This window comes from Streptomonospora wellingtoniae, from assembly GCF_031845375.1.
GTDB lineage: Bacteria > Actinomycetota > Actinomycetes > Streptosporangiales > Streptosporangiaceae > Streptomonospora > Streptomonospora wellingtoniae.
The window spans coordinates 110,951-130,351 of the sequence record NZ_JAVREK010000002.1 but is presented as its reverse complement, the minus strand read 5'-3'; the positions used below and the strand labels follow the sequence as shown (position 1 = coordinate 130,351).

Annotated in this window: 14 protein-coding genes and 5 tRNA genes; 15 read left to right on the top strand and 4 right to left on the bottom strand. The window is 69.9% G+C overall.

What is annotated here, in order from left to right:
- The first annotated feature begins 145 nt into the window (after positions 1–145).
- The gene (locus RM446_RS02390; protein WP_311543387.1) at positions 146–616 is read left to right on the top strand and encodes a GbsR/MarR family transcriptional regulator; all 471 of its coding nucleotides are present in this window, start codon (positions 146–148) and stop codon (positions 614–616) included.
- A gap of 261 nt (positions 617–877) precedes the next feature.
- Positions 878–1,663, top strand: coding sequence for a TNT domain-containing protein (locus tag RM446_RS02385; protein ID WP_311543386.1), 786 nt, complete (start codon positions 878–880; stop codon positions 1,661–1,663).
- A gap of 156 nt (positions 1,664–1,819) precedes the next feature.
- Here the strand turns inward: RM446_RS02385 and thrS are convergent, their stop codons facing one another.
- The gene (gene thrS, locus RM446_RS02380) at positions 1,820–3,793 is read right to left on the bottom strand and encodes a threonine--tRNA ligase (RefSeq protein WP_311543385.1); all 1,974 of its coding nucleotides are present in this window, start codon (positions 3,791–3,793) and stop codon (positions 1,820–1,822) included.
- A gap of 462 nt (positions 3,794–4,255) precedes the next feature.
- Between thrS and RM446_RS02375 the strand changes: the two genes are divergently transcribed.
- On the top strand, positions 4,256–5,449 hold the full coding sequence (locus RM446_RS02375) for an FAD-dependent monooxygenase (RefSeq protein ID WP_311543384.1): 1,194 nt from the start codon (positions 4,256–4,258) through the stop codon (positions 5,447–5,449).
- Positions 5,450–5,600: 151 nt separating this feature from the next.
- Positions 5,601–6,020 (top strand): PGPGW domain-containing protein, encoded by a 420-nt coding sequence (locus RM446_RS02370; protein ID WP_311543383.1) that lies wholly within the window; start codon positions 5,601–5,603, stop codon positions 6,018–6,020.
- Between the two features lie 302 nt (positions 6,021–6,322).
- Here the strand turns inward: RM446_RS02370 and RM446_RS02365 are convergent.
- Positions 6,323–6,396, bottom strand: a tRNA-Val gene (locus RM446_RS02365).
- Between the two features lie 450 nt (positions 6,397–6,846).
- On the opposite strand from RM446_RS02365, the gene RM446_RS02360 reads away from it, so the two are divergent.
- Entirely contained in the window at positions 6,847–7,266 is a 420-nt protein-coding gene (locus RM446_RS02360) for an SsgA family sporulation/cell division regulator (RefSeq protein ID WP_311543382.1), read from the top strand.
- Positions 7,267–7,510: 244 nt separating this feature from the next.
- On the opposite strand, the gene RM446_RS02355 is transcribed toward RM446_RS02360, so the two are convergent.
- On the bottom strand, positions 7,511–8,353 hold the full coding sequence (locus RM446_RS02355; RefSeq protein WP_311543381.1) for an aminotransferase class IV: 843 nt from the start codon (positions 8,351–8,353) through the stop codon (positions 7,511–7,513).
- 488 nt (positions 8,354–8,841) lie between these two features.
- Between RM446_RS02355 and RM446_RS02350 the strand changes: the two genes are divergently transcribed.
- The 5 genes from RM446_RS02350 (at position 8,842) to RM446_RS02330 (ending at position 9,849) form a co-directional block, all read left to right on the top strand.
- Positions 8,842–9,273, top strand: coding sequence for a roadblock/LC7 domain-containing protein (locus RM446_RS02350; RefSeq protein WP_311543380.1), 432 nt, complete (start codon positions 8,842–8,844; stop codon positions 9,271–9,273).
- Between the two features lie 159 nt (positions 9,274–9,432).
- Positions 9,433–9,505 (top strand) — tRNA-Gly (locus RM446_RS02345).
- 47 nt (positions 9,506–9,552) lie between these two features.
- Positions 9,553–9,625, top strand: a tRNA-Gly gene (locus tag RM446_RS02340).
- A 46-nt stretch (positions 9,626–9,671) separates the two neighbouring features.
- Positions 9,672–9,746: transfer RNA gene (locus RM446_RS02335), tRNA-Cys, on the top strand.
- Between the two features lie 26 nt (positions 9,747–9,772).
- Positions 9,773–9,849, top strand: a tRNA-Val gene (locus RM446_RS02330).
- A 445-nt stretch (positions 9,850–10,294) separates the two neighbouring features.
- On the opposite strand, the gene RM446_RS02325 is transcribed toward RM446_RS02330, so the two are convergent.
- On the bottom strand, positions 10,295–11,719 hold the full coding sequence (locus tag RM446_RS02325; protein WP_311543605.1) for a non-reducing end alpha-L-arabinofuranosidase family hydrolase: 1,425 nt from the start codon (positions 11,717–11,719) through the stop codon (positions 10,295–10,297).
- A gap of 2,130 nt (positions 11,720–13,849) precedes the next feature.
- Here RM446_RS02325 and lxmK point away from each other — a divergent pair.
- From lxmK to RM446_RS02300, 5 genes are all read left to right on the top strand, one after another.
- Positions 13,850–14,983, top strand: coding sequence for a class V lanthionine synthetase subunit LxmK (gene lxmK / locus RM446_RS02320; protein ID WP_311543379.1), 1,134 nt, complete (start codon positions 13,850–13,852; stop codon positions 14,981–14,983).
- The gene (locus RM446_RS02315; RefSeq protein WP_311543378.1) at positions 14,980–15,939 is read left to right on the top strand and encodes a T3SS effector HopA1 family protein; all 960 of its coding nucleotides are present in this window, start codon (positions 14,980–14,982) and stop codon (positions 15,937–15,939) included. The genes lxmK and RM446_RS02315 overlap by 4 nt, the downstream gene beginning before the upstream one ends.
- Positions 15,940–16,031: 92 nt before the next feature.
- Positions 16,032–16,211, top strand: a complete 180-nt coding sequence (locus tag RM446_RS02310; RefSeq protein ID WP_311543376.1) for an LxmA leader domain family RiPP — start codon at positions 16,032–16,034, stop codon at positions 16,209–16,211.
- Positions 16,212–16,558: 347 nt separating this feature from the next.
- A complete protein-coding gene (locus tag RM446_RS02305; protein WP_311543375.1) occupies positions 16,559–17,599 on the top strand; it encodes a methyltransferase in 1,041 nt (346 codons plus the stop codon).
- Positions 17,596–19,398: an ABC transporter ATP-binding protein gene (locus RM446_RS02300; RefSeq protein ID WP_311543374.1), complete on the top strand. Its 1,803-nt coding sequence runs from the start codon at positions 17,596–17,598 to the stop codon at positions 19,396–19,398. Before RM446_RS02305 ends, RM446_RS02300 begins: the two co-directional genes overlap by 4 nt.
- Positions 19,399–19,401 lie beyond the last annotated feature (3 nt).

Sequence of the window (19,401 nt, the reverse complement as noted above, 5' to 3'; positions counted from 1 at the left end):
GAGAGAGCGGTCGCGGCGCGCCGGCGCCGCCGGGCGGTCCCACGACCCTCTCACCGTACGAGAATTTCAGAAATTTCTGAATACTCAGACTCTACGAAGGGTTCGCTATGATGGGCTTCACCGCAGACCCCGAGGAGGAACCGGCTTGCCCGAAGCCGACGAGCGCCGGGAGACGGCCGAGCAGCTTGCGCTGACTCTGAGCGAGCACGGGATGCAGCGCATGGCGGCGCGCGTGCTGGCCGCCGCCATCTTCGCCGAGCAACCCACCCTGACCCAGGGCGAGCTGACCGAGGAGCTCGCCGTCAGCACGGGGGCCGTCTCCGGCGCGATCACCATGCTGACCTCCGTCGGCCTGGTGGAGCGCGTCCCCGCGGCCGGCAGCCGGCGCGACCACTACCGCCTGCGCGACGACGCCTGGGCCCGCCTGTTCAGCAGGCAGAACGAGGTCGTGGAGGCGATGCTGCGCATGGCCCGGCACGGCGTCGAGATCACCTCCGAAGACGGCTACGCCCGCTCCCGCCTGGAGGAGATGCGCGACTTCTACGCGTTCATGGTCGGCGAGTTCCCGGCCCTGATCGAGCGCTGGCAGCAGCAGCGGGCGACGAAGGAGCGGTAGGCCGCCGGTACCGGCGCCCGACCCCGGCGGCGCCGCGCCGACCGCGCCGCCGGAACCGAGCACGACCGCCGGCGCCTGCAGCGGCGCCTCCCGCCGACCTGCACTATCGGCGCCGGCCATCAGGCACGCACACTGCCGGCGTTCCTGCGGCACAGCGCACGAAACACCCCCATATAGTGACGCACTGTAGTTGAATGACTCCGAACCGCCCGCGGCGATGCATCCGACGCTCGCCGCCCGCACAGAACGGAGTCGCCACCCATGCCCCGATCTCTTCAGCACACGCACCGGTTCCGACGAGCCGCCGCTCTGGCGGCCGCCCTGGCGCTCGCGGCGGCCGCGTCTCCGGCCGCCGCCTGGGCCGCTCCCGCCGCCGCGTCGGCCAAGGCGAGTACGCAGCATGTCTGTCCGGCCCTCGTGCCGCCGCCCAGCCAGGCCGACCGGGAGCGCTACATGTGCGGCGACCGCCGCCTGGGACCTGCCGACCTGCCCGACGAGGGGGTCGTCGGCGAGCTCGTCGAGGAGTACGAGCGCCTCGGCGGCGCCGAACCCGTCACCTTCCTCTCCGAGCACCGCGAGACCGGTGTCGACACCGGGACCGGCGAACTCTGGGAGCGCTGGCGCTATCCCGCACACGACGGGTTCGCGCTGCGCGGAGGCCGCCCGCAGAGCGACGAGGAGACGGTCCCCGCCGGCGCGATGGTCGACCGCTTCGGATCGCCCCGCGGCGCCTTCCTCGCCCCTGCCGGGACGCCGTTCCCCGAGCGGTCGCTGCCCCCGGACTCGCTCAACACCTGGCCGGACGGCCCGGAGCACAACTACCGCTGCTACCGGGTGACCGAGGAGTTCACGGCCCGGACCGGCCCCATCGCGCCGGCGTTCGAGCAGCCCGGCGGAGGCCGCCAGATCCTGCTCACGCCCGCGCTCGTCGAGGAGGCCGGCGACCGCGACAGCCTCGGCGCCCACGCGATGGTCGAGTGGGGCTATCTCGACAAGCGCCCGGCCGGCGAGTGCGACGTCGAGCCGGACGCCGCTCTGGGGGCCTGAGCGCGTCCGCCGCCCGGGGCGCCCGCCCCACACGGGCACCCCGGGCGGATGCATGTGGAGTTCATGGAGCCGTCGCGCATGGACCTGCGACTGCGGGCGACACGTCCCGCCCCGCCTCCACCGGGGCGCCGGGGCGCCCGACGGCCGTGGTCGGCCCTACCTGCGTTCGCGCACCGCCCGGACGATCTCCTCCGCAGCCTCGTCCAGCGGCACGCCGTTGTTCTGCGAGCCGTCGCGGTAGCGGAACGACACCGCGCCCTTGGCGATGTCGTCGTCGCCGGCCAGCAGCATGAAGGGCACCTTCTGCTTCTGGGCGTTGCGGATCTTCTTCTGCATCCGGTCGTCGCCGGAGTCGACCTCGGCCCGGACGCCCTCGGCGCGCAGCCGCTCGACGAAGCCCCCGAGGTAGGGGGCGTGCTCGTCGGCGATGGGGATGCCCACCGCCTGGACCGGTGCCAGCCAGGCCGGGAACGCCCCCGCGTAGTGCTCCAGCAGCACGCCGAAGAACCGCTCGATCGAGCCGAAAAGGGCGCGGTGGATCATGATCGGGCGCTGCCGGGAGCCGTCGGAGGCGGTGTACTCCAGCTCGAAGCGCTTCGGCTGCTGCAAATCGACCTGGAGGGTGGACATCTGCCAGGTGCGGCCGATGGCGTCCTTGGCCTGCACCGAGACCTTGGGCCCGTAGTATGCGGCGCCGCCGGGGTCCATGACCAGGTCCAGCCCCTGCTTCTGGGCGGCCTGGCGGAGCAGCTCGGTGGCCTCCTCCCACTCCGCCGGCTCGCCGATGAACTTCTCGGACTCGCCTCGGGTGGACAGCTCCAGGTAGAAGTCGCTCAGCCCGTAGTCGCGCAGCAGGTCGAGCACGAAGGTGAGCAGGCGGTCCAGCTCGTCGGGGGCCTGTTCGACGGTGCAGTAGATGTGCGAGTCGTCCTGGGTGAATCCGCGGGCGCGGGTGAGGCCGTGCACGACGCCGGACTTCTCGTAGCGGTAGACGGTGCCGAACTCGAACAGCCGGAGCGGCAGCTCGCGGTAGGACCTGCCGCGCGAGCGGAAGATCAGGTTGTGCATGGGGCAGTTCATGGCCTTGAGGTAGTAGTCCTGCCCCTCGAACTCCATGGGGGGGAACATGCCCTCGCTGTAGTTCGGCAGGTGCCCCGAGGTCTCGAACAGCTGCGCCTTGGAGATGTGGGGGGTGTTGACGAACTCGTAGCCGGCCTCCTCGTGGCGCCGGCGGGAGTAGGCCTCCATCTCCTTGCGGATCACGCCGCCCTTGGGGTGGAACACCGGCAGGCCCGAGCCGAGCTCCTCGGGGAAGGAGAACAGGTCCAGCTCGGCACCCAGCCTGCGGTGGTCGCGCTTCTCGGCCTCCTCCAGGAAGGCGAGGTACTCCTTGAGCGCGTCGCGGTTCTCCCAAGCGGTGCCGTAGATGCGCTGCAGCTGCGGGTTGGTCTCGTTGCCGCGCCAGTAGGCGGCGGCCGAGCGCATCAGCTTGAAGGCGGGGATGGACCGGGTGGTGGGCAGGTGCGGGCCCCGGCACAGGTCCTTCCAGCACAGCTCGCCGGTCTTGGGGTGGATGTTGTCGTAGACGGTCAGCCCTCCGGCGCCGACCTCGACGTTGGCGCCCTCGGCGGAGTCGCCGGCGTCGCCCTTGAGGCCGATCAGCTCCAGCTTGTAGGGCTCGGTGGAGAGTTCGGCGCGGGCCTCGTCGTCGGAGACCGGGCGGCGGTCGAAGCGCTGGCCCTGCTTGACGATCTCCTGCATGCGCTTCTCGATGCGCTTGAGGTCCTCGGGAGTGAAGGGCTCGGCCACGTCGAAGTCGTAGTAGAAGCCGTTGTCGACGGGCGGGCCGATGCCCAGCTTGGCCTCGGGGAACAACTCCTGGACCGCCTGGGCCATGACGTGGGCGGTCGAGTGGCGCAGGATCGCGCGGCCGTCGTCGGAGTCGACGGCGACCGGCTCGACCGCGTCGCCCTCGGAGAGCTCGTGGGCGAGGTCGCGCAGCTCTCCGTTGACGCGGGCGGCGACCACGGTCCGCCCGTCGGCTTCGAGCGCCTGGCCGGCCGTAGTCTGAGCCGCCACCGCACGCTCGACTCCGGCGAGGGTGATACGCAGCTCAGGCACGACGGACACAGTGGCTCCTCATACGTTGGTCGGCGCTTGCGCGCGGATCTGAGACGTGCGCGGGGAGTCGGGGCCGCCCGCGCCGCTCCAATCGATGCTATCGGCTCAGCCACGCCCCATCACCCGCCTTTTCGCCGCCCGCGATGCGCCTGGCCTCAAGCCGCGGGCTCCGCGCTGCCCGCCTCCGGCCGCGGCTGTGCCGCACGGTTCGCGGGGCCCGGGGCAGCCGATCGGTGCCCTCTGAGAGCCCCCTGACAACCTGTCCGATCTGCCCGATTTCGGATGGCGGGTGGAGACCTCGAACACCGACAGGGTCGGGGATGCCGTCGAAAACGACCGCCCGGGATCGGAGCCGACCATGTTCGGATCAAGTCGGATCGTTTAGGATCCATTGGGTGCCGCAAGGCTTCCGGGCGGGCATGTACCCGCCGGAGCAGGTAGGCCAGAAGCGAGTCAGGTGCGGAGGATCCCGTGCGAGTTGTGGTGGTAGGGGCGGGCATAGCCGGGATGACGCTTGCCGCCGCACTGGTCCGCGACGGCATCGGCGTCACACTCCTGGAGCAGGCACCCGACCCGGCCCCGGCCGGTGCCGGCGTGGAGCTGACCCCCAACGCTCTGCGGCCCCTGCGGGAGCTCGACCTGGGTCCGGCCCTTGAGCGCGCCGGCGTGTACCCCGAGTCCCGCGACCTGCTGCGCTGGGACGACGAGCGCCTGCTCGCCCGCTCCCCGCTCGGCGGCGATCTGTCCGCGCGCTATGGCGCCCCCACTCTGGCCCTGCTTCGGGCCGACCTGCACCGCGCCCTGCACGACGCCCTCCCCGCCGACACCGTGCGGACCGGCCACTACGTCACCGACCTGCTGGAGAACAGCGACGGGGTCGTCGTACGCTGCGCCGACGGCCGCCAGGTGCACGGCGACGTCGCCGTCGGCGCAGACGGCGCCAACTCGCTGATCCGCAGCCTGCTCAACACCGAGCGCTACCGCCCGGCCCGGCGGCTGCTCTACCGCGGCCTCGCTCCGGCCGCCAGCGCTCCCGAGGTGTGCGGGCAGGCGCGCGTGCGGATCTGGACGGGCGGCGACCGCTACATCTCCTGCTTTCCGGTCGCCGGCGGAGAGAAGGTGAGCTTCAGCGCGACGGTGCCCGCAGGAACCGGCGAACCCGACTCCTGGACCTCGCGCGACCGCATCGGCGACCTCACCGCAGCGTTCGGCGGCTGGAGCACGTCGGCGCTGGGGCTCGTCTCCGCGGCCGAGTGGGTGGGCGTCTGGGGGGTGTACGACCACTCCCCCGTGCCGGTGTGGCAGTGCGGCAGGGTCGCACTGATGGGCGACGCGGCCCACCCCACGCTCCCCTTCTTCGCTCAGGCGACCAACCAGGCGGTCGAGGACGCCGTGGCACTGGCGGCGTGCCTGCGCAGCGCGACCTCGCTGACCGCCGGCGACGCGCTGGAGCGCTACGCCCGGCTGCGCCGGCGCCGCACGGACCGGTTGGACGCGGTCTCCCAGGACATATTGGACGCTCTACGGGCGGAGGGCGACCGGTCGCCCGAGGCCTGGGCGCGGGAGGTGAGCCGGGCCGAGTCGGCCAACGCCGACTGGATCTACGGCCTCGACCCGGTCGATGAGGACGCGCAGCCGGTCGGCGCCGACCCCGCGGCGGGCTGATGCGGCGCGCGGGGATCGGCGGCTCCAGCCCCGCCGGGCGGCGGCGGAGCGCGGAGTTGTGCGATGACAGCATCAGCCGCCCGGTAGAGGGCTTCGGATTTGTTCTGGCGGCCCCGTTACCCGCCCTTGATCCGATGGATATCGTAGGCGCATGTCTCCGAGCCCCTTGAGCGGCGCTGGCCACCCGGACCCGGCGGCATCCCCCATGGCCCGCGCGCGTCGGCCCTCACGTCGGTGGCGCAGGTTCCGCGTCCGGCTGCGCATCTGGCGGATGCGCATGCACGCCCATCCGGTACTCAGCCTGACCTGGCGGACGGTCGTCGCGGCCGTGGGCCTGGTCGTACTCCTCGCCGGAATCGTGATGTGCGTCACTCCGGGACCGGGCGTGGCCGGCATCATCCTCGGACTCGCCATTCTGGCCACCGAGTTCGCCTGGGCACGAGGGCTGCTGCGGTACGCGCGCTCGTGGGCGCACCGCGCCAGGGAGCGCGCCGTCCACAAGGCGCAGCAGCACCGCCGAGAGCGCGACCACTCCGCATCGGCGCTGCACCCCGCCCCCGACTCCGACTGAGCAGACGAGTCGCATCCGCCCGCTCGGGGCGCCTGGATTCGGACATCCTGGGGGTGCGTCGGCCATCTGCGGCGCCGGGCACGCACGCGCGCCTTCTGGTCTGGGGCGGACGGTGTCCGGAAAGGGGGCCGCGTGACCGTCATCGCCGAGCCCGGAACAGGCGAAGTCCTCCGCGAACCGACTGCCGGTACCGCACGCGATCAGCGGCCGCTCCGCAGACCGGTCGGCCACCCCAAAAACAGAAAGCCGGACCCCAGACATGGGCCCGGCTCATCCACGATGTCCCGCAGACATCACACGGGTGGGCGATACTGGACTCGAACCAGTGACCTCGTCGGTGTGAACGACGCGCTCTAGCCAACTGAGCTAATCGCCCGAAGGTGTCCCGCTCTCTGCGGGGCGAACACTGAAGACTCTAGCGCATCCGTCAGAGTGGATGATGCAGTCTCCCCGGGGGGAACGAAGCGACTGTGACCAACGTCTCATCAAGCGGAGCCATGGCTGTATTCAATCAGGGGCAAAGCGACGAAAGCCCGGCAAAGACGGGCATCCGGCAGCCGAGGGCAGCTCGGGACGTCCCCGACCCGGGCATCCCCGTGACGTGCCGCACAGATCATCGGGAAATTCCTGGTTTCTGCAGCTCATTACAGTGGCGGAGGATCTGGTGGCGGCATATGGATCGTCAACCGCACTCCAAGTCACCCCGCCGGCGAGAAGAATCCGCCGGTTGACCGTCATAGACCGCCCGCGGCCGCGTTGGAGCGGTCGAGACGGCAACGAACCCGCTCCCGCACCCGGGGCCGGACGAGAAAAAGGTTTGGCGAACATGAACAGTAGCGGCACCACTGCCAGCGCCGAGCTTGGGCTTCGGCTCGTGGTCCCCGACCGCACGGCCGTTCCTCTGGTCGCTCGGCTGGACTACACGGCCGACGACCCGTACGCGATCAAGGTCGCCTTCCACACCGGCGAGGACGAGCCCGTCGAGTGGATCTTCGCGCGCGAACTGCTGACCGTGGGCATCGTGCGTCCCGCGGGCGACGGCGACGTGCGGGTCTGGCCCGAGAAAGGCTCCGGCGAGCGCACCGTCAGCATCGCGCTGTCCTCGCCGTTCGGGCAGGCGCAGTTCGACGCCGAGGTGTCGCCTCTGGCCGAGTTCCTGCACCGCACCTACGAGATCGTGCCTGCCGGCCAGGAGGGCGACTACGTCGACCTCGACTCCGAGATCGAGCGCCACCTGCAGTCCTGAGGCCGCGCGGTCCAACGACCGCACGCCGCGGCGCCGCACGCCCGCCGAGCCCCGGGGAGCCGGACAGGCCCTCGAAGGACGGCCAGGCGGGCGGCCGTCCCCGGCCGCTGCCGACGCGCCGTCCGCGCCTCCGCGCGAGGAGATCCCCGCATCGGCGATCGGGGCGGCCTGCGCCCCCGCCTCCGGCGGCAGGGCTCGCGCGAGCGCACCGCGTCCCGCAGCCGGCGGCGCTGCGCCCGCCCCCTCAGGGGTCGATGTCGGACGCACCGCGATCCACGAACACGTCCATGGTCTTGCGTGTCACCGGGCCCGGGGCGGCGGGCAGCTCCCGGCCGTCGATCGCCCTGATGGGCTGCACGTCGCGGCCCGAGGAGGTCAGGAACGCCTCCGACACCCGGTCGAGGTCGGCCATCGCGACGTCGACCTCGGCGCCCCCGGCCCACTCCAGCACCAGTTCGCGGGTGATACCCGCCAGCGGTCCCGCCGACAACGGCGGGGTGAGCAGGTGGCCGTCCAGGACGACGAAGACGTTGCTGCCGGTGCCTTCACAGAGGTCGCCGGCGGTGTTGGCGAAGACCGCCTCCCCGGCGCCGCGCTCGCGCGCGTACTCCAGCGCCAGCACGTTCTCGGCGTAGGAGGTCGTCTTCAGCCCGGTCAGCGCTCCGTTCTCGTTGCGCGTCCAGGGCACCGCGGCCACGTTCACGGTTGGGGTGACGGGGCTGAGCGGGGCCACCGCCACCACGCACGTCAGCTCTCCCGGCGTGCGGTCCGACCCCAGCGGGCCCGGGCCGCCGGTCACCGTGATGCGGATGCGGGAGCGCTCGATCCCGGGATTGGCGTCGACCGCCTCCCGCACGCCGCCGGCGACGAGGTCGAGGTCGGGCGCCGGCAGTCCCAGCCCGGCAGCGGAGCGGGCCAGCCGCCCGAGGTGCCGCGACAGCGCGAACGGCTGCCCGGCGATGCCCTTGACGGTCTCGAAGACCCCGTCTCCCACCGTGATCCCGTGGTCCAGGACCGGGATCAGGGCTTCGCTCTCGTCAACGACCCTACCCCGGCCGAATCCCGCGCCGGCGATCCACACCCGCATGATCGATTCCTCCTTCGTGCTGGTCGCCGCGGCTGCACTGCGCGGCCCGCGCCGGACGCGGCGGCGCCGGTGCGGGCGCGGCCGGCGCCGCTGCCGCCTCACCCGCGTGCACCGCACCGATCCGTGTGCCTCCAGATCCTGCCACCCCGCTCGGCAGGAGGCGGGCGCGCCGCGTCGGTGTGCCGATGTCACCCCGTCCGGGTCCCGGCGGCGCGAAGAGAGGCAAGAGCCGTGACCAACTTTGGCCGCACCCCTATGCGTACCGGCCACCACGGGTAACGTAGCGAATCGCACCGGTACCCGTCCTATCGCACTAAGTGGTCACCCGTCCGACACGCCGCAGCAGAGCAACTGGGTGGGTTACGAATGGCTATCATCTGGGCAACGCTTATGAGGACCCTCACCCCGGGGGGTTCCGCGGACGCGTGCGCGCCCCTTGACCGGGGATCGGCGCGGTCCGGCCGAGACGACGACGGATCAAGAGAGCTATGACCCCACAGAGCACCGCCCCAGGCGAGTTGAGTTGGCTGCTCGACGACCTCCTCACCCGCGCGCAGGGAGCCCGGCACGCCATCGTCCTGTCCACTGACGGACTGCTCATGGCCTCGTCCAGCCGGTTGGACCGCGCCAGCGCCGAGCATCTGGCCGCGATCACCTCCGGCCTGCACAGCCTGGCGACGGGGGCCGGCAAGCAGTTCAGCGCGGGCGGGATCCGCCAGACCATCATCGAGATGGACGACGCCTTCCTGTTCGTCGCCGCCGCCGGGGAGGGCGCGTGCATGGCGCTGCTCTCCGACACCGAGTGCGACGTCGGTCTCGTCGCCTATGAGATGAACAAGGTGATCGAGCGCGTCGGCCAGTACCTGGCAGCTCCGCCCCGCCCCGACATGCCCACCACCCCTGCCCACGTCGAGCGCTGACCCCCTCCCAGCCGCTCCCCCGGGCGGTGCCGCGAGCCCGCACCGCCTTCCCTCCCGCCCCTCCTGCGTGCGGATTCGATTTCGTGTGCACGCGGGTTATCCGATAGAGTCCTAACCACAGCGAAGGAGGCGCCCGCCGAACGGGAAGCCTTCCTCCGCGCGGACGTGGCTCAGCTGGTAGAGCATCACCTTGCCAAGGTGAGGGTCGCGGGTTCGAATCCCGTCGTCCGCTCGGCGTGCGAACGATGCACGGTAGACCATGGGTCCGCCCATGGCCTCGCGGACGTGGCTCAGCTGGTAGAGCATCACCTTGCCAAGGTGAGGGTCGCGGGTTCGAATCCCGTCGTCCGCTCGGAGTAGCCGTAAGGGGACGAGCAAGCGCCTCGGTCACGGCTCGCGGCGGAGTGGCCGAGTGGCTTAGGCAAGGGACTGCAAATCCCTGTACACGGGTTCGATTCCCGTCTCCGCCTCCACCCGCTTCGCACTCCGGTGCGAACCAGGGCGGTTAGCTCAGTTGGTTAGAGCGCTACCTTGACACGGTAGAGGTCACAGGTTCGAATCCTGTATCGCCCACCAGCAACATCGCAGGTCAGAGGCCGCTTCGGCGGCCTTTTTCCGTTCCCGTCCGCTTCTGCGGAGACGGCTGGGAGACGATCTCTCTCCCGCTCCCCCACCGCACCTCCCTTCGCACCGGCCGCACGCTCGTACTCACCGAGCCGCGGAACCGGTCTCCACGATCCACTGGCGCTCGGCTTTCTTGAGAGTGTGCAGGCTGCGCCGCCAACTGGAAGCCGGTATGGGGTGATTCGCTATACCGAGCGGTTGGCGGATGCGGTGGCGCGCCCGTCGGTGGGATCGACGGGAGAGCGAACGGCGGCTCCACCCGCGGGTGCACCGCAGAGACCCTGCCTTTGCAGGGCGACGCTCCGGATCCGACCTGCGCCACCGCATCCTCTCGTGTAAGGAAGCGCTCAACGTCGCCACCGGCGACGAGCCGACTCCCGCAGTCCGACGCTGCCTGTCAGCGCTGCAGTGTCAGCAGACCCGGCCGATACGGCAGGAGACCGTAGTCGCCGCCGGACTCGGGGGAGCGCCCCTGGTAGAGGAACTGCATGTTGCAGGGATCGACGGTCATGGTCTGATCGGGGTCGGTGCGGACAAGCTCGCCGTGGCTGATGTCGTCGGTCCAGGTGGCGCCGCTGTTGGCCTGGCCGGCGAAGGGGTTGCTTTCGGTGGTGGCCTGCGGTGTCCACGTGCCGTCCAGGCTGTCGGCTGTGAACGAGCGGAAGTAGCGGTCTCCTTGCGCGCCGATCGCTTCGACGATCATGAGGTACTGGTCCTGGCCCTCAACGTTGTAGACCTGGACCCCTTCAAACAGGTCGTTGGTGTTGTCGGACATGATGGTCGTCGAGGTCGAGCCGAAGCTGCCCGGGAAGTCGCCGATAGGCATGCTGTCCCTGTAGATCCTGCCGTTGTCTCCGGCGAAGAACAGGTACATGTCCGAACTGTCGCCGATGAGCGCCTGATCGATGGGCCCTGTGGAGGAGTCGCCGATGCTTCCGTCGAAGAGGGTCTGCGCCTGCGACCAGCTGTTCACGTCGGCGGGATCGGTTGAGGTCCGGTAGGAGAAGGAGGGGCCGCCCCACTGGTAGGCGAGCACCCAGACGTCCCCGGGAGCGAAGTAGAAGAGAGTCGGTGCGACGGCGGCGAAGGGCATCGGGTTCTGGCCGGCCGAGTCCATGCCGGACCAGTTGTTGAAGAGGTCGAAGTTCATCGAGCCCCATGACGATCCCATATCGTGGTTCGTCGCATAGACGAGATGCTGTCCGTTGTAGGGCGCGTGGGTGAAGTCCTTGAGCGAAGCCCATCCCTGCCTCGGCTGCGCCAGCGGGCCGGTCGATGTCCAGTCGTACGTCGAGGGAAGAGCGCACGTGTCATCCGCCCCGTCGTCGTCGACCTGGACGAGTCGCCACTGCTGGTGGTCGCCACCCGAGTCGTCGGCCTGCACGATGTCGGCACCGTCAGCGTGCGAGGCGCCCTCTACCTCTACGGCCTTGCCGCTGTGCCGGTTGATCAACCGGACGTAGCCGCCGGGCGAGTCTTCCAGCCGGAACTGTTGGTTGGCCTGGTTGTAGTCGGTCCATTGGACGATGTCGGCACCGTTGGCGGTCGACCAGTTGTGGACGTCGAGCACCTTGTCCGAGATCCGTGATTGCAGACGGTAGTAGCCGTCGCCGGAGTCGACGAAGCGCCACTGCTGCTGGTGCTGGTCGTTCCGGGGCCACTGGGTGATCCGCGCCCCGTTGTCGGTGGCCCGGTTGTACACGTCCAACGCTTTGCCGCTCTCGCGGTTCACCAGCACGTACAACGCGTTGGTGTCGACTGTCGCGGCCGCGGCGGGTGTCGGTTCGACCACGGTGCCTGCACTGCCGACCACCATGACCATCACGACTGCGAGGACGGCTCGCAGGAACCGTCCTCGCAGTCGCAAGCGCGGCGCATTCGGAGACCTACTCAACGTAGACACGGTCCTTCCTCTCGGGGCCTGGAGCTGCACGGCCCCGGAGGGGCCAGCGCGAGCCGTAGGCCGGCACTTTGATTGTTAGCGCTAACATTCCTCTGGATGGCCTGCCGCATGCCTGGACGTGACTCCCACGCGACAGGACCCACCCGGAAGGTCGGGGGCGTCGCTGCCCTTGCCGCTGAATGTGAGCGATAACGCACTCGACGTCAAGTAGTTCCGGGAATATTCCGGAATATCGCGGGTCGGGGCATCACATCTTGGTCGGAGCGCGGCTGGGCGAACGAACCCGCCCGGCCTCCACGAGGACGCCGAGCGACGTCTCCGGACACGGTGGGCAGGTCCAGGCTCGGGCACGGGTCCCGAGCGCGCGGCGGTCGGCCGAGGCAAAACTGCAGGCAAAAGCACTTTCTGGCACTACCTGGCAAGGGGGCGGCGGCCCGCGCCCCGTTCACCCGGCGGGGCACGGGCCGCCGTCACGGACGGCACTCCGCTGAGTCCACTCGTGAAGGAGCCTGACGTACTCGCGAAACCGGAACACGGCTCAACCGGGCCCGACGCGAACATCGGCGGCCACAGGCTTGGGCGCCTCCCTGGCCACCTCATTTGCGGGCTCTGCTTCCCCGCTGCCGGCCATCAGGTGGCACGGCGTCGTCGGTCACCCCGCGTTCGTCATCAGCCACATAAAAGCAAAACAGCTGCTGGAAAGGGGGAATCCCACCGGGGATTGAGGCGTGGACGCCGGACACCCGCATTCGGTGCAGCGCTCCGCCACCGGCTGGGGCTCCCGAGACCATCGACCGCTCCGCTCCGGGTATAAAAGGATGGCCGCCCACGAGCTGACTGCAATCATGCCGAGCATCGTGCGTGCCCTCGGCAACCTGGGCGCGGAGAACTCGACTGCATTGCACGCTCATGCCGCGTTGAGAGGTCGCAGCATGGCTCGCGATTCGAAGCCGTGGCCCTCGCTGATATCGTTTCCGGAAACGGGTGAGCGTCACAATCGAGAGCACATCCCCCTCCGTCAGCCGGATTCCAGTGCCTCCGACCGAGAATGCAGACTGGAGCGCGGGAACCGAAAGCTGGGGAGCGGCTCGCCTTCCTGGAAAAACGGTGGTCTTCCTTGCGGGGGCGGCAGTCGGCAGTCGGTCCCCTTGCGCTGATCGACGCGGACGAGGGCGCCCGAGCGGCCGCCGCCGTGTACGCCCCGATGAACGTGGCCCGGTCCGTTCACTACGAATAGGGAAGCCGCGCAAACGTGGACGGAGAAACTGCGCGGCCGACTGGAGTCGGTTCGTGCTCACGAACCGGGTGAAAATTCGGTGGGAGGTTGTCGGACGACGACTGCCCGGTCGCCTCCAACCATCGGGCGCCGGCCACCACCGCCTCGCACCGGACGGTCGGTCCGGGACGCATCGGAGCGGGTGACGACGCCCCTTCCGGCCGCGGGGCGCGGCCCGGGACCGCAGGGGCGGCGGCTCGCGAGTGCGGCCGCGTCCGCCGGCAGGGCAACGGAGTCCCTGGAGGTCAGAGGTGTAGGAGTCGCCGGCCCCGATGTCGCGGGCTCGGCCGCCGCGGGTAGGGGCTGCTCCTGGATCGCTGCAGCACTGGGACGGTCGCCGTACCACGGCACCCGGACTTTCAAACCACCCTGAGGCCGCTCCGGTCCCCCTGCCGCCGATGCGTCGATCTCCCTGCAGGATTGCGCCTCCGACGGCGTGTTGTCCGGATTCGGCCAACGGGTTCGTTGAGAAGAAAACTGCTGCGCAGACCCGTGGAGCGCATGTCCATATGTGATGCCGCGCCGCCTCTCGGTCTTGCCGCGCCGAGATTCGGAAGGTTACGCTGTCTTCTTGTTCAAATATTCACAAGATAGTTCTGAACAACAGCCGACCGAGATCCGATGCAATCGGACCTTGAACGTTGATGACCGCCGAATGAGTAAACCGGGACTGGAGTACCCGATCGCACTCTGATCCGCGGAGTCGAGCAGATACGATCCGGCTTCGGCGAACGCACCGCGACGAGTACAAATTCGGCCATGCGCTCGATCATGTGCAGGTGAATACGGCTGTGAAGACGACACGAAAATTGGCGCGGTACACTCCTGTCGATCTCGCTGGGGCACCCGAAGTCGACGCGCTCCTCGAGCGGCTGGGATTCGGCCCCTTGGTCCGGTCCGAGGTCGCCACGTCGCCAGGGCGCAACGATATCTGGTTGGGACCTTCTGAATCAGGAATACGCGTTTTCGTCAAACGCCTGACCGGAAACAACCGCTACATCTCCGAACGCATCGAACGGATGCGTGCCTTCGAACGTTTCCGTCAGGAGACGGGTCCCGGGTCGTTGAACGCGCCGGAACTTCTCTCCAGCGAAACGGACACGGGACTGTGCGTGTTCGGCTACGTGGGCGACGCCCGGACGGGCGCCGAACTCGCGGCCGACGACCGGTTCGACGCGTCCCTTGCTGAACTGGCGGGACGCGCGCTGGGAACCGTGCACGCCGGAGCCCGCCATCACCTCGCCGACCTGGACGCGTCGCAGCCGCACATGCCCGATCCCCGCATGTTCACAGGCCTTCCGCGCGGCATGTACGACTCTCTCACCACCGCCGAGGTGGACGCCTGGAGGATGCTGCAACAGGACGCGCCGCTGGTCCGGGCCATCACCGAACTGTGCTCCGCCGAGCCCGGGAACCCAGCGGTTCCCTCCCACGGCGACCTGCGGCTCGACCAGTTCCTCGTCAGTGAGGGGGCCTTGTACGTCAGCGACTGGGAGGAGTTCCGCCTCACCGACCCGGCGCGCGACGTCGGCAACTACGCGGGCCAGTGGTTGCAAAGGGCGGTACTGGACATCGTCTCGGCCCCCGCCGGATCCGCCTTCCGCGACGCGGATCTGACCCACGAGGACGTCATGGAGCGCGGCGCGGCCAACCTGACCCGGGTGCGCCCACTCGTGGAGCGCTTCTGGAACGCCTACCGGGAACAGCACACCCGGGCCGACCCCGACCTTCCGCGACGAGCCACGGCCCACGCCGGATGGCACCTGCTCGATCGGCTCCTCGCCTCCGCGAGCCGGACCAACCGCCTGACCGGGATCGAACGGGCGGCGGCCGGCGTCGGCCGCGCGGCTCTCATCCGCCCCGATCGGTTCACGTCGGTCATCGGGCTGAGGGGGAACCGCACATGACCGCTGACACTGAGCACGCGCTCTGCCCGCGCCTCCTGGAGGCACTCGCCGGCGTCAGCGTCGCCCCGGACCGGGCGCAAGCCGACGTGTCTGGCCGGCTCGTGGAGGCCGAGCGCCCGTCCGAACTGCGGGGAGCACTGTCCACCGCCCTCTACAACACACTCCATTCATCGGGGCCATCGGGCGAGGATGAACGCCCCTACACACTCCGCGACCCCGAACTCGACCGGATGTTCGCCGACGCGCTCCCGCACCGGACCACCCTGGACGAGGTCGTGCTGGCCGACTCCGCGGGAGTCCCCTCCCCGGCACCGGGCCAGGTACTCGTGCTGCGGGGAGGCGTCCGGGTCTGGGCCGACACGTCCGACCTCGTCGAGGGGGCGGACGGTCCCCCGGGGACCCGAGCCGTTCTGCGTGTTCCTGCGGGCCGCCCCGCCGTCTCCCCCGGGTTCTTCCTGGCCAGCGGTTCCACACCCGTGGAGGGGCAGCCGCGCCTGCGCCTGTACGCGCACTTTCGCGACCCGGCGTCGGCCTACCCCGCCTGGGAGAGCGTCTTGGAGGCCATGGAGGCCCGTGGAACCGGCTACCTGGCCAAGGTCCTCTCATCCCACGCGCTCTACCCGCGGCGCGACGCGCTCGTCGTGTATCTGACCGAAGGCTTCGACGAGGTACCCGCGCTCCTCGCCGAAAGGCTCACGGGACTGCCGGGCCTGCGCCCCGACACCTCCGTGTTCGCCCGGGAGCTCGCCCCCGGGCTCGCGCTCGCGTGGGAACCCGACGACTCCAGGCCCCGGATGCGCGGACTCAGCTTCGGGCAGCACCGGGCGTCGGTGACCGCACGGGCGCTGATCCGCGAAGCGACGGAGGACGTCGCCCTCGACCGAGCCCTTGTCGAGGAGTACACCGCGGCGGGCATCGATCCCACGGCCCCGTTCCGCAACCTGGATTCACCCTGAAGAGGTTGAAAAGCTCCCTGGGGGCGTATTCGAGTACACCTCCAGTCCGGCCTTTCAACCGGACGATTCGACCCGACGATCAGGAAGAGTTTATGAGTGACGAGAAGAACACCTCCGTGATGGAGCTCATCGGCTCCTACGACTCCTACGTGTCCGCTGAGGAGCTGTCGGCAGACGCTGCCTCCGAGGCGCCGGCGACCACCCTGCCGTGCGCGTCGGCCAGCTCGGTGCCGTGCTTCAACGTTTCGTACACGGTCGTCATCCACTGCTAGCACGCATGGGCGTTTCCAACGCCCCATGGGACGCGCCGGGCCGGTAGGGCTCGGCCCGGCTCCGCAGCCGCCAGCAGGTGCGCACGACCGCCGCCGGAAGCAGTCGAGTTCCGGTGTCAGACCGTGCCCCTGCTGGTCGGCCGGCAGGCCGGACCGCCGAATGGGGCGGCGCCCGCCCGTGGGGCCCGAGCGCCCGATCCGTTGCAGCGTGCCCGCACGCCCGCCCCCGTGCTGATTGGCACCGAGCGACACGGGGGTCTGAGACCGCAAGCCGTCCCGCTCAGGTCCACGGCGGCCGAGTGCGATCCGGGCGGGACCGTCTCCGCCGATCAGAAGGAGCCAGACGAGTGTCCACTCAGCCCTCGACCAGCGCGGAGGAGGCGGTCCGAACCCTGTTCGACATGGCCGGAACACTCCGCCCCGCTGCCATAAGGGCGGCAGCCACCCTGCGTCTAGCAGACCCGATCGCCGCCGGCACCACCGCCGCGGCGGACCTGGCCGACCTGGTCTCGGCCGATCCGGACCGCCTGACCAGATTGCTGCGCTACCTGGCCGCTCTCGGGCTCTTCGAGCGCACGGACGGCGACCACTACACGCTGACCGAACTCGGCGAGCTGCTCCGCTCCGACGGCCCTCTGAGCATCCGCGCCATGCTGGACGCCGACGGCGTCCTCGGTCGTGCCGACCTCGGGACGATGGATCTCGTGCACACCATGCGCACCGGACGTCCGTCCTATGAAAAGGTCTTCGGCACGGACTTCTGGTCCGACGTGCAGCGCAATCCTGCCTACGCCGAATCCCTCGAAGCCGTCCTGGGCTCGGGTGTGGGCTGGGATGCCGAGCTCATCATCGACTCCTACCCCTGGAAGTCGGCGACCCATGTCACCGACGTCGGCGGCGGTACCGGATCCCTGCTCATCGAACTGCTGCGCAAGCACGGCCACCTGAACGGCCGAGTGGTGGACCTCCCCAACGCGGTCGCCGCCGCGCGGCGGCGCCTGGCCGCAGCGGGACTGGACAGCCGGGGCGAGGCGACCGAGGCGAGCTTTTTCGACCGGATCCCCACCGGATCCGACGTCTACCTGCTGTCCGCGATCCTCGCGGACTGGACCGACGAGGAGGCGCAGCGGATCCTGCGCACGGTCGCCGAGGCCGCGGCGCCCGACGGACGGGTACTCCTGTCCGAAGTCAACCTGCCCGAAGCCGGTGCGGCCACCGACGATCCGGCCTCCACCGCGGCCGACCTGTACATCTCGGCAACGGTCACCACTCCCGCGCGGACCACGTCGGAACTGGTCCGTATCGCCGAGGGCGCCGGGCTGCAGCTGTCGTGGCGGGGCCCTGGGACCGAGGTCCGCTCCCTCCTGGAATTCACGGTGGTGTCATGAGCGACTCGAAGGAACCCGCCACGGAGAAGCGGGCCTCCGACGCGGCGGACGCGGTTCCGCCGCCCGCCGGGTTCGACGTGGTGTCGGAGCTGCTCTCGTACCGGGGCCGCATCGCGTCCGTGGTCGTCCTGGCCCTGCTCTCGACCGGCGGAACCCTTGCCCTGCCCATCCTCATGGCCCAGGTGATCGATGACTTCGGACAGGGCCCCGCCGTGGCAGCGTGGGTGGCGGCCATGGTCGCGGCCGCCCTGATCGGGGCCGTGGCCAACGCACTCGCCACCTACCAGCTGCAGGTCGTCGGCAACGCGGTCATCCTCGGGGCCAGGGAACGCGTGATGCGGCACAGCCTGGGCACCTGGGTCGGAAGGATCAAGCAGATCGGCTCCGGCGACCTGGCCGCCCGGCTGACCTCCGACTCCGCCCGGATCAAGGCCGCGGTGGAGACCGGTCTGCAGCTGCCGATGGCCGCGGTCAACCTCATCGGAACTGTCGTGCTGATGGCTGTACTGGACGTCAGCCTGCTCCTGATGACCGTGGCGGCGTTCGCCATCGCGTCCGCTCTCGTCGTCGGGGTCTTCCGCGCTCTGCGCCGCATCTACACGGCCGTGCAGGGAGACATCGGAACCATGTCGGAGAGGTTCGTCGCCGCTCTGGACGCCGTGACGGTCATCAAGGCCGGCCGCGCCGAGAAGCGCATCGGCGACGAGCTCGCCCGTGTCGCCGAACACGTGCGCGGTCTGGAACTCAAGGCTGCGCGGCTCGAGTCCTTGGTCGTGCCCACCATCACCTTCGGCCAGCAGGTCGCATTGGTCGTCGTGATCATCGCGGGCGGGGTCCGGGTGCTCGAGGGCCAGCTCGACATGGCCACCTTCGCGGCCTTTCTGCTCTACATGCTGCAGCTGGCAGCCCCGATCCTCATGGCCGCGACCAGTATGACCACCATCCAGGCGGGGCTGGTGGCCCAGCAGCGCTTCAACGGGGTCCTGTCCCTGCCGTTGGAAGGAGACGACGACCGCCCCGGGACTCGGCCCGAGTCCGACGACGCTCCTGCCGTCCGTTTCGAGGGGGTCGACTACGCCTACGACGGCCGCCCTGCACTGTCCGGGGCCGACATCGACGTGCCCAGGCGCGGTCTGACCGCCGTCGTCGGCCGCTCCGGAGCGGGCAAGAGCACGGTGCTCGGATTGATCGAACGGTTCATGGTCCCGACCACCGGCACGGTGAGCGTCCTGGGCCGGGCCACCACCGCCACGGACTTGTCCGACCTGCGGAGGCGGATCACCTACGTCGACCAGTCGTTCACCCTCCTGTCCGACACCGTGCGGAAGAACCTTCTGCTCGGTGCGGCCAGCGGCCGTGCCGACGACGAACTCTACGCCGTGCTGTCCGAGGTCGGCCTGGCCGAGGCGGTCCGGGACCTGCCCGCCGGCCTCGACACCGTGCTGGGAGGCGAGACCGACCTGTCCGGTGGCCAGCGCCAGCGGCTGGCGCTGGCTCGCGCCATCGCCGCGGACACACCGCTCGTCCTCCTGGATGAGCCGTCCTCCCAACTCGACGGCGTGAACGAGAACCGCCTGCGCGATACCGTCCGCCGCCTCGCCGCGGACCGGGCGGTCGTCGTCGTGGCACACCGGCTCTCCACCGTTCGTGAGGCCGACCACATCGTCGTTCTGGACGAGGGAAGGGTCGTCGGCCAGGGCTCCCACGACCATCTCGCGGTGACCTCAGCCGCCTACACCGCCCTCCTGGAAGGCCAGGGGGCGGCCGTCGGAACCTCCACCACCGGGACCGAGGAGTAGTCG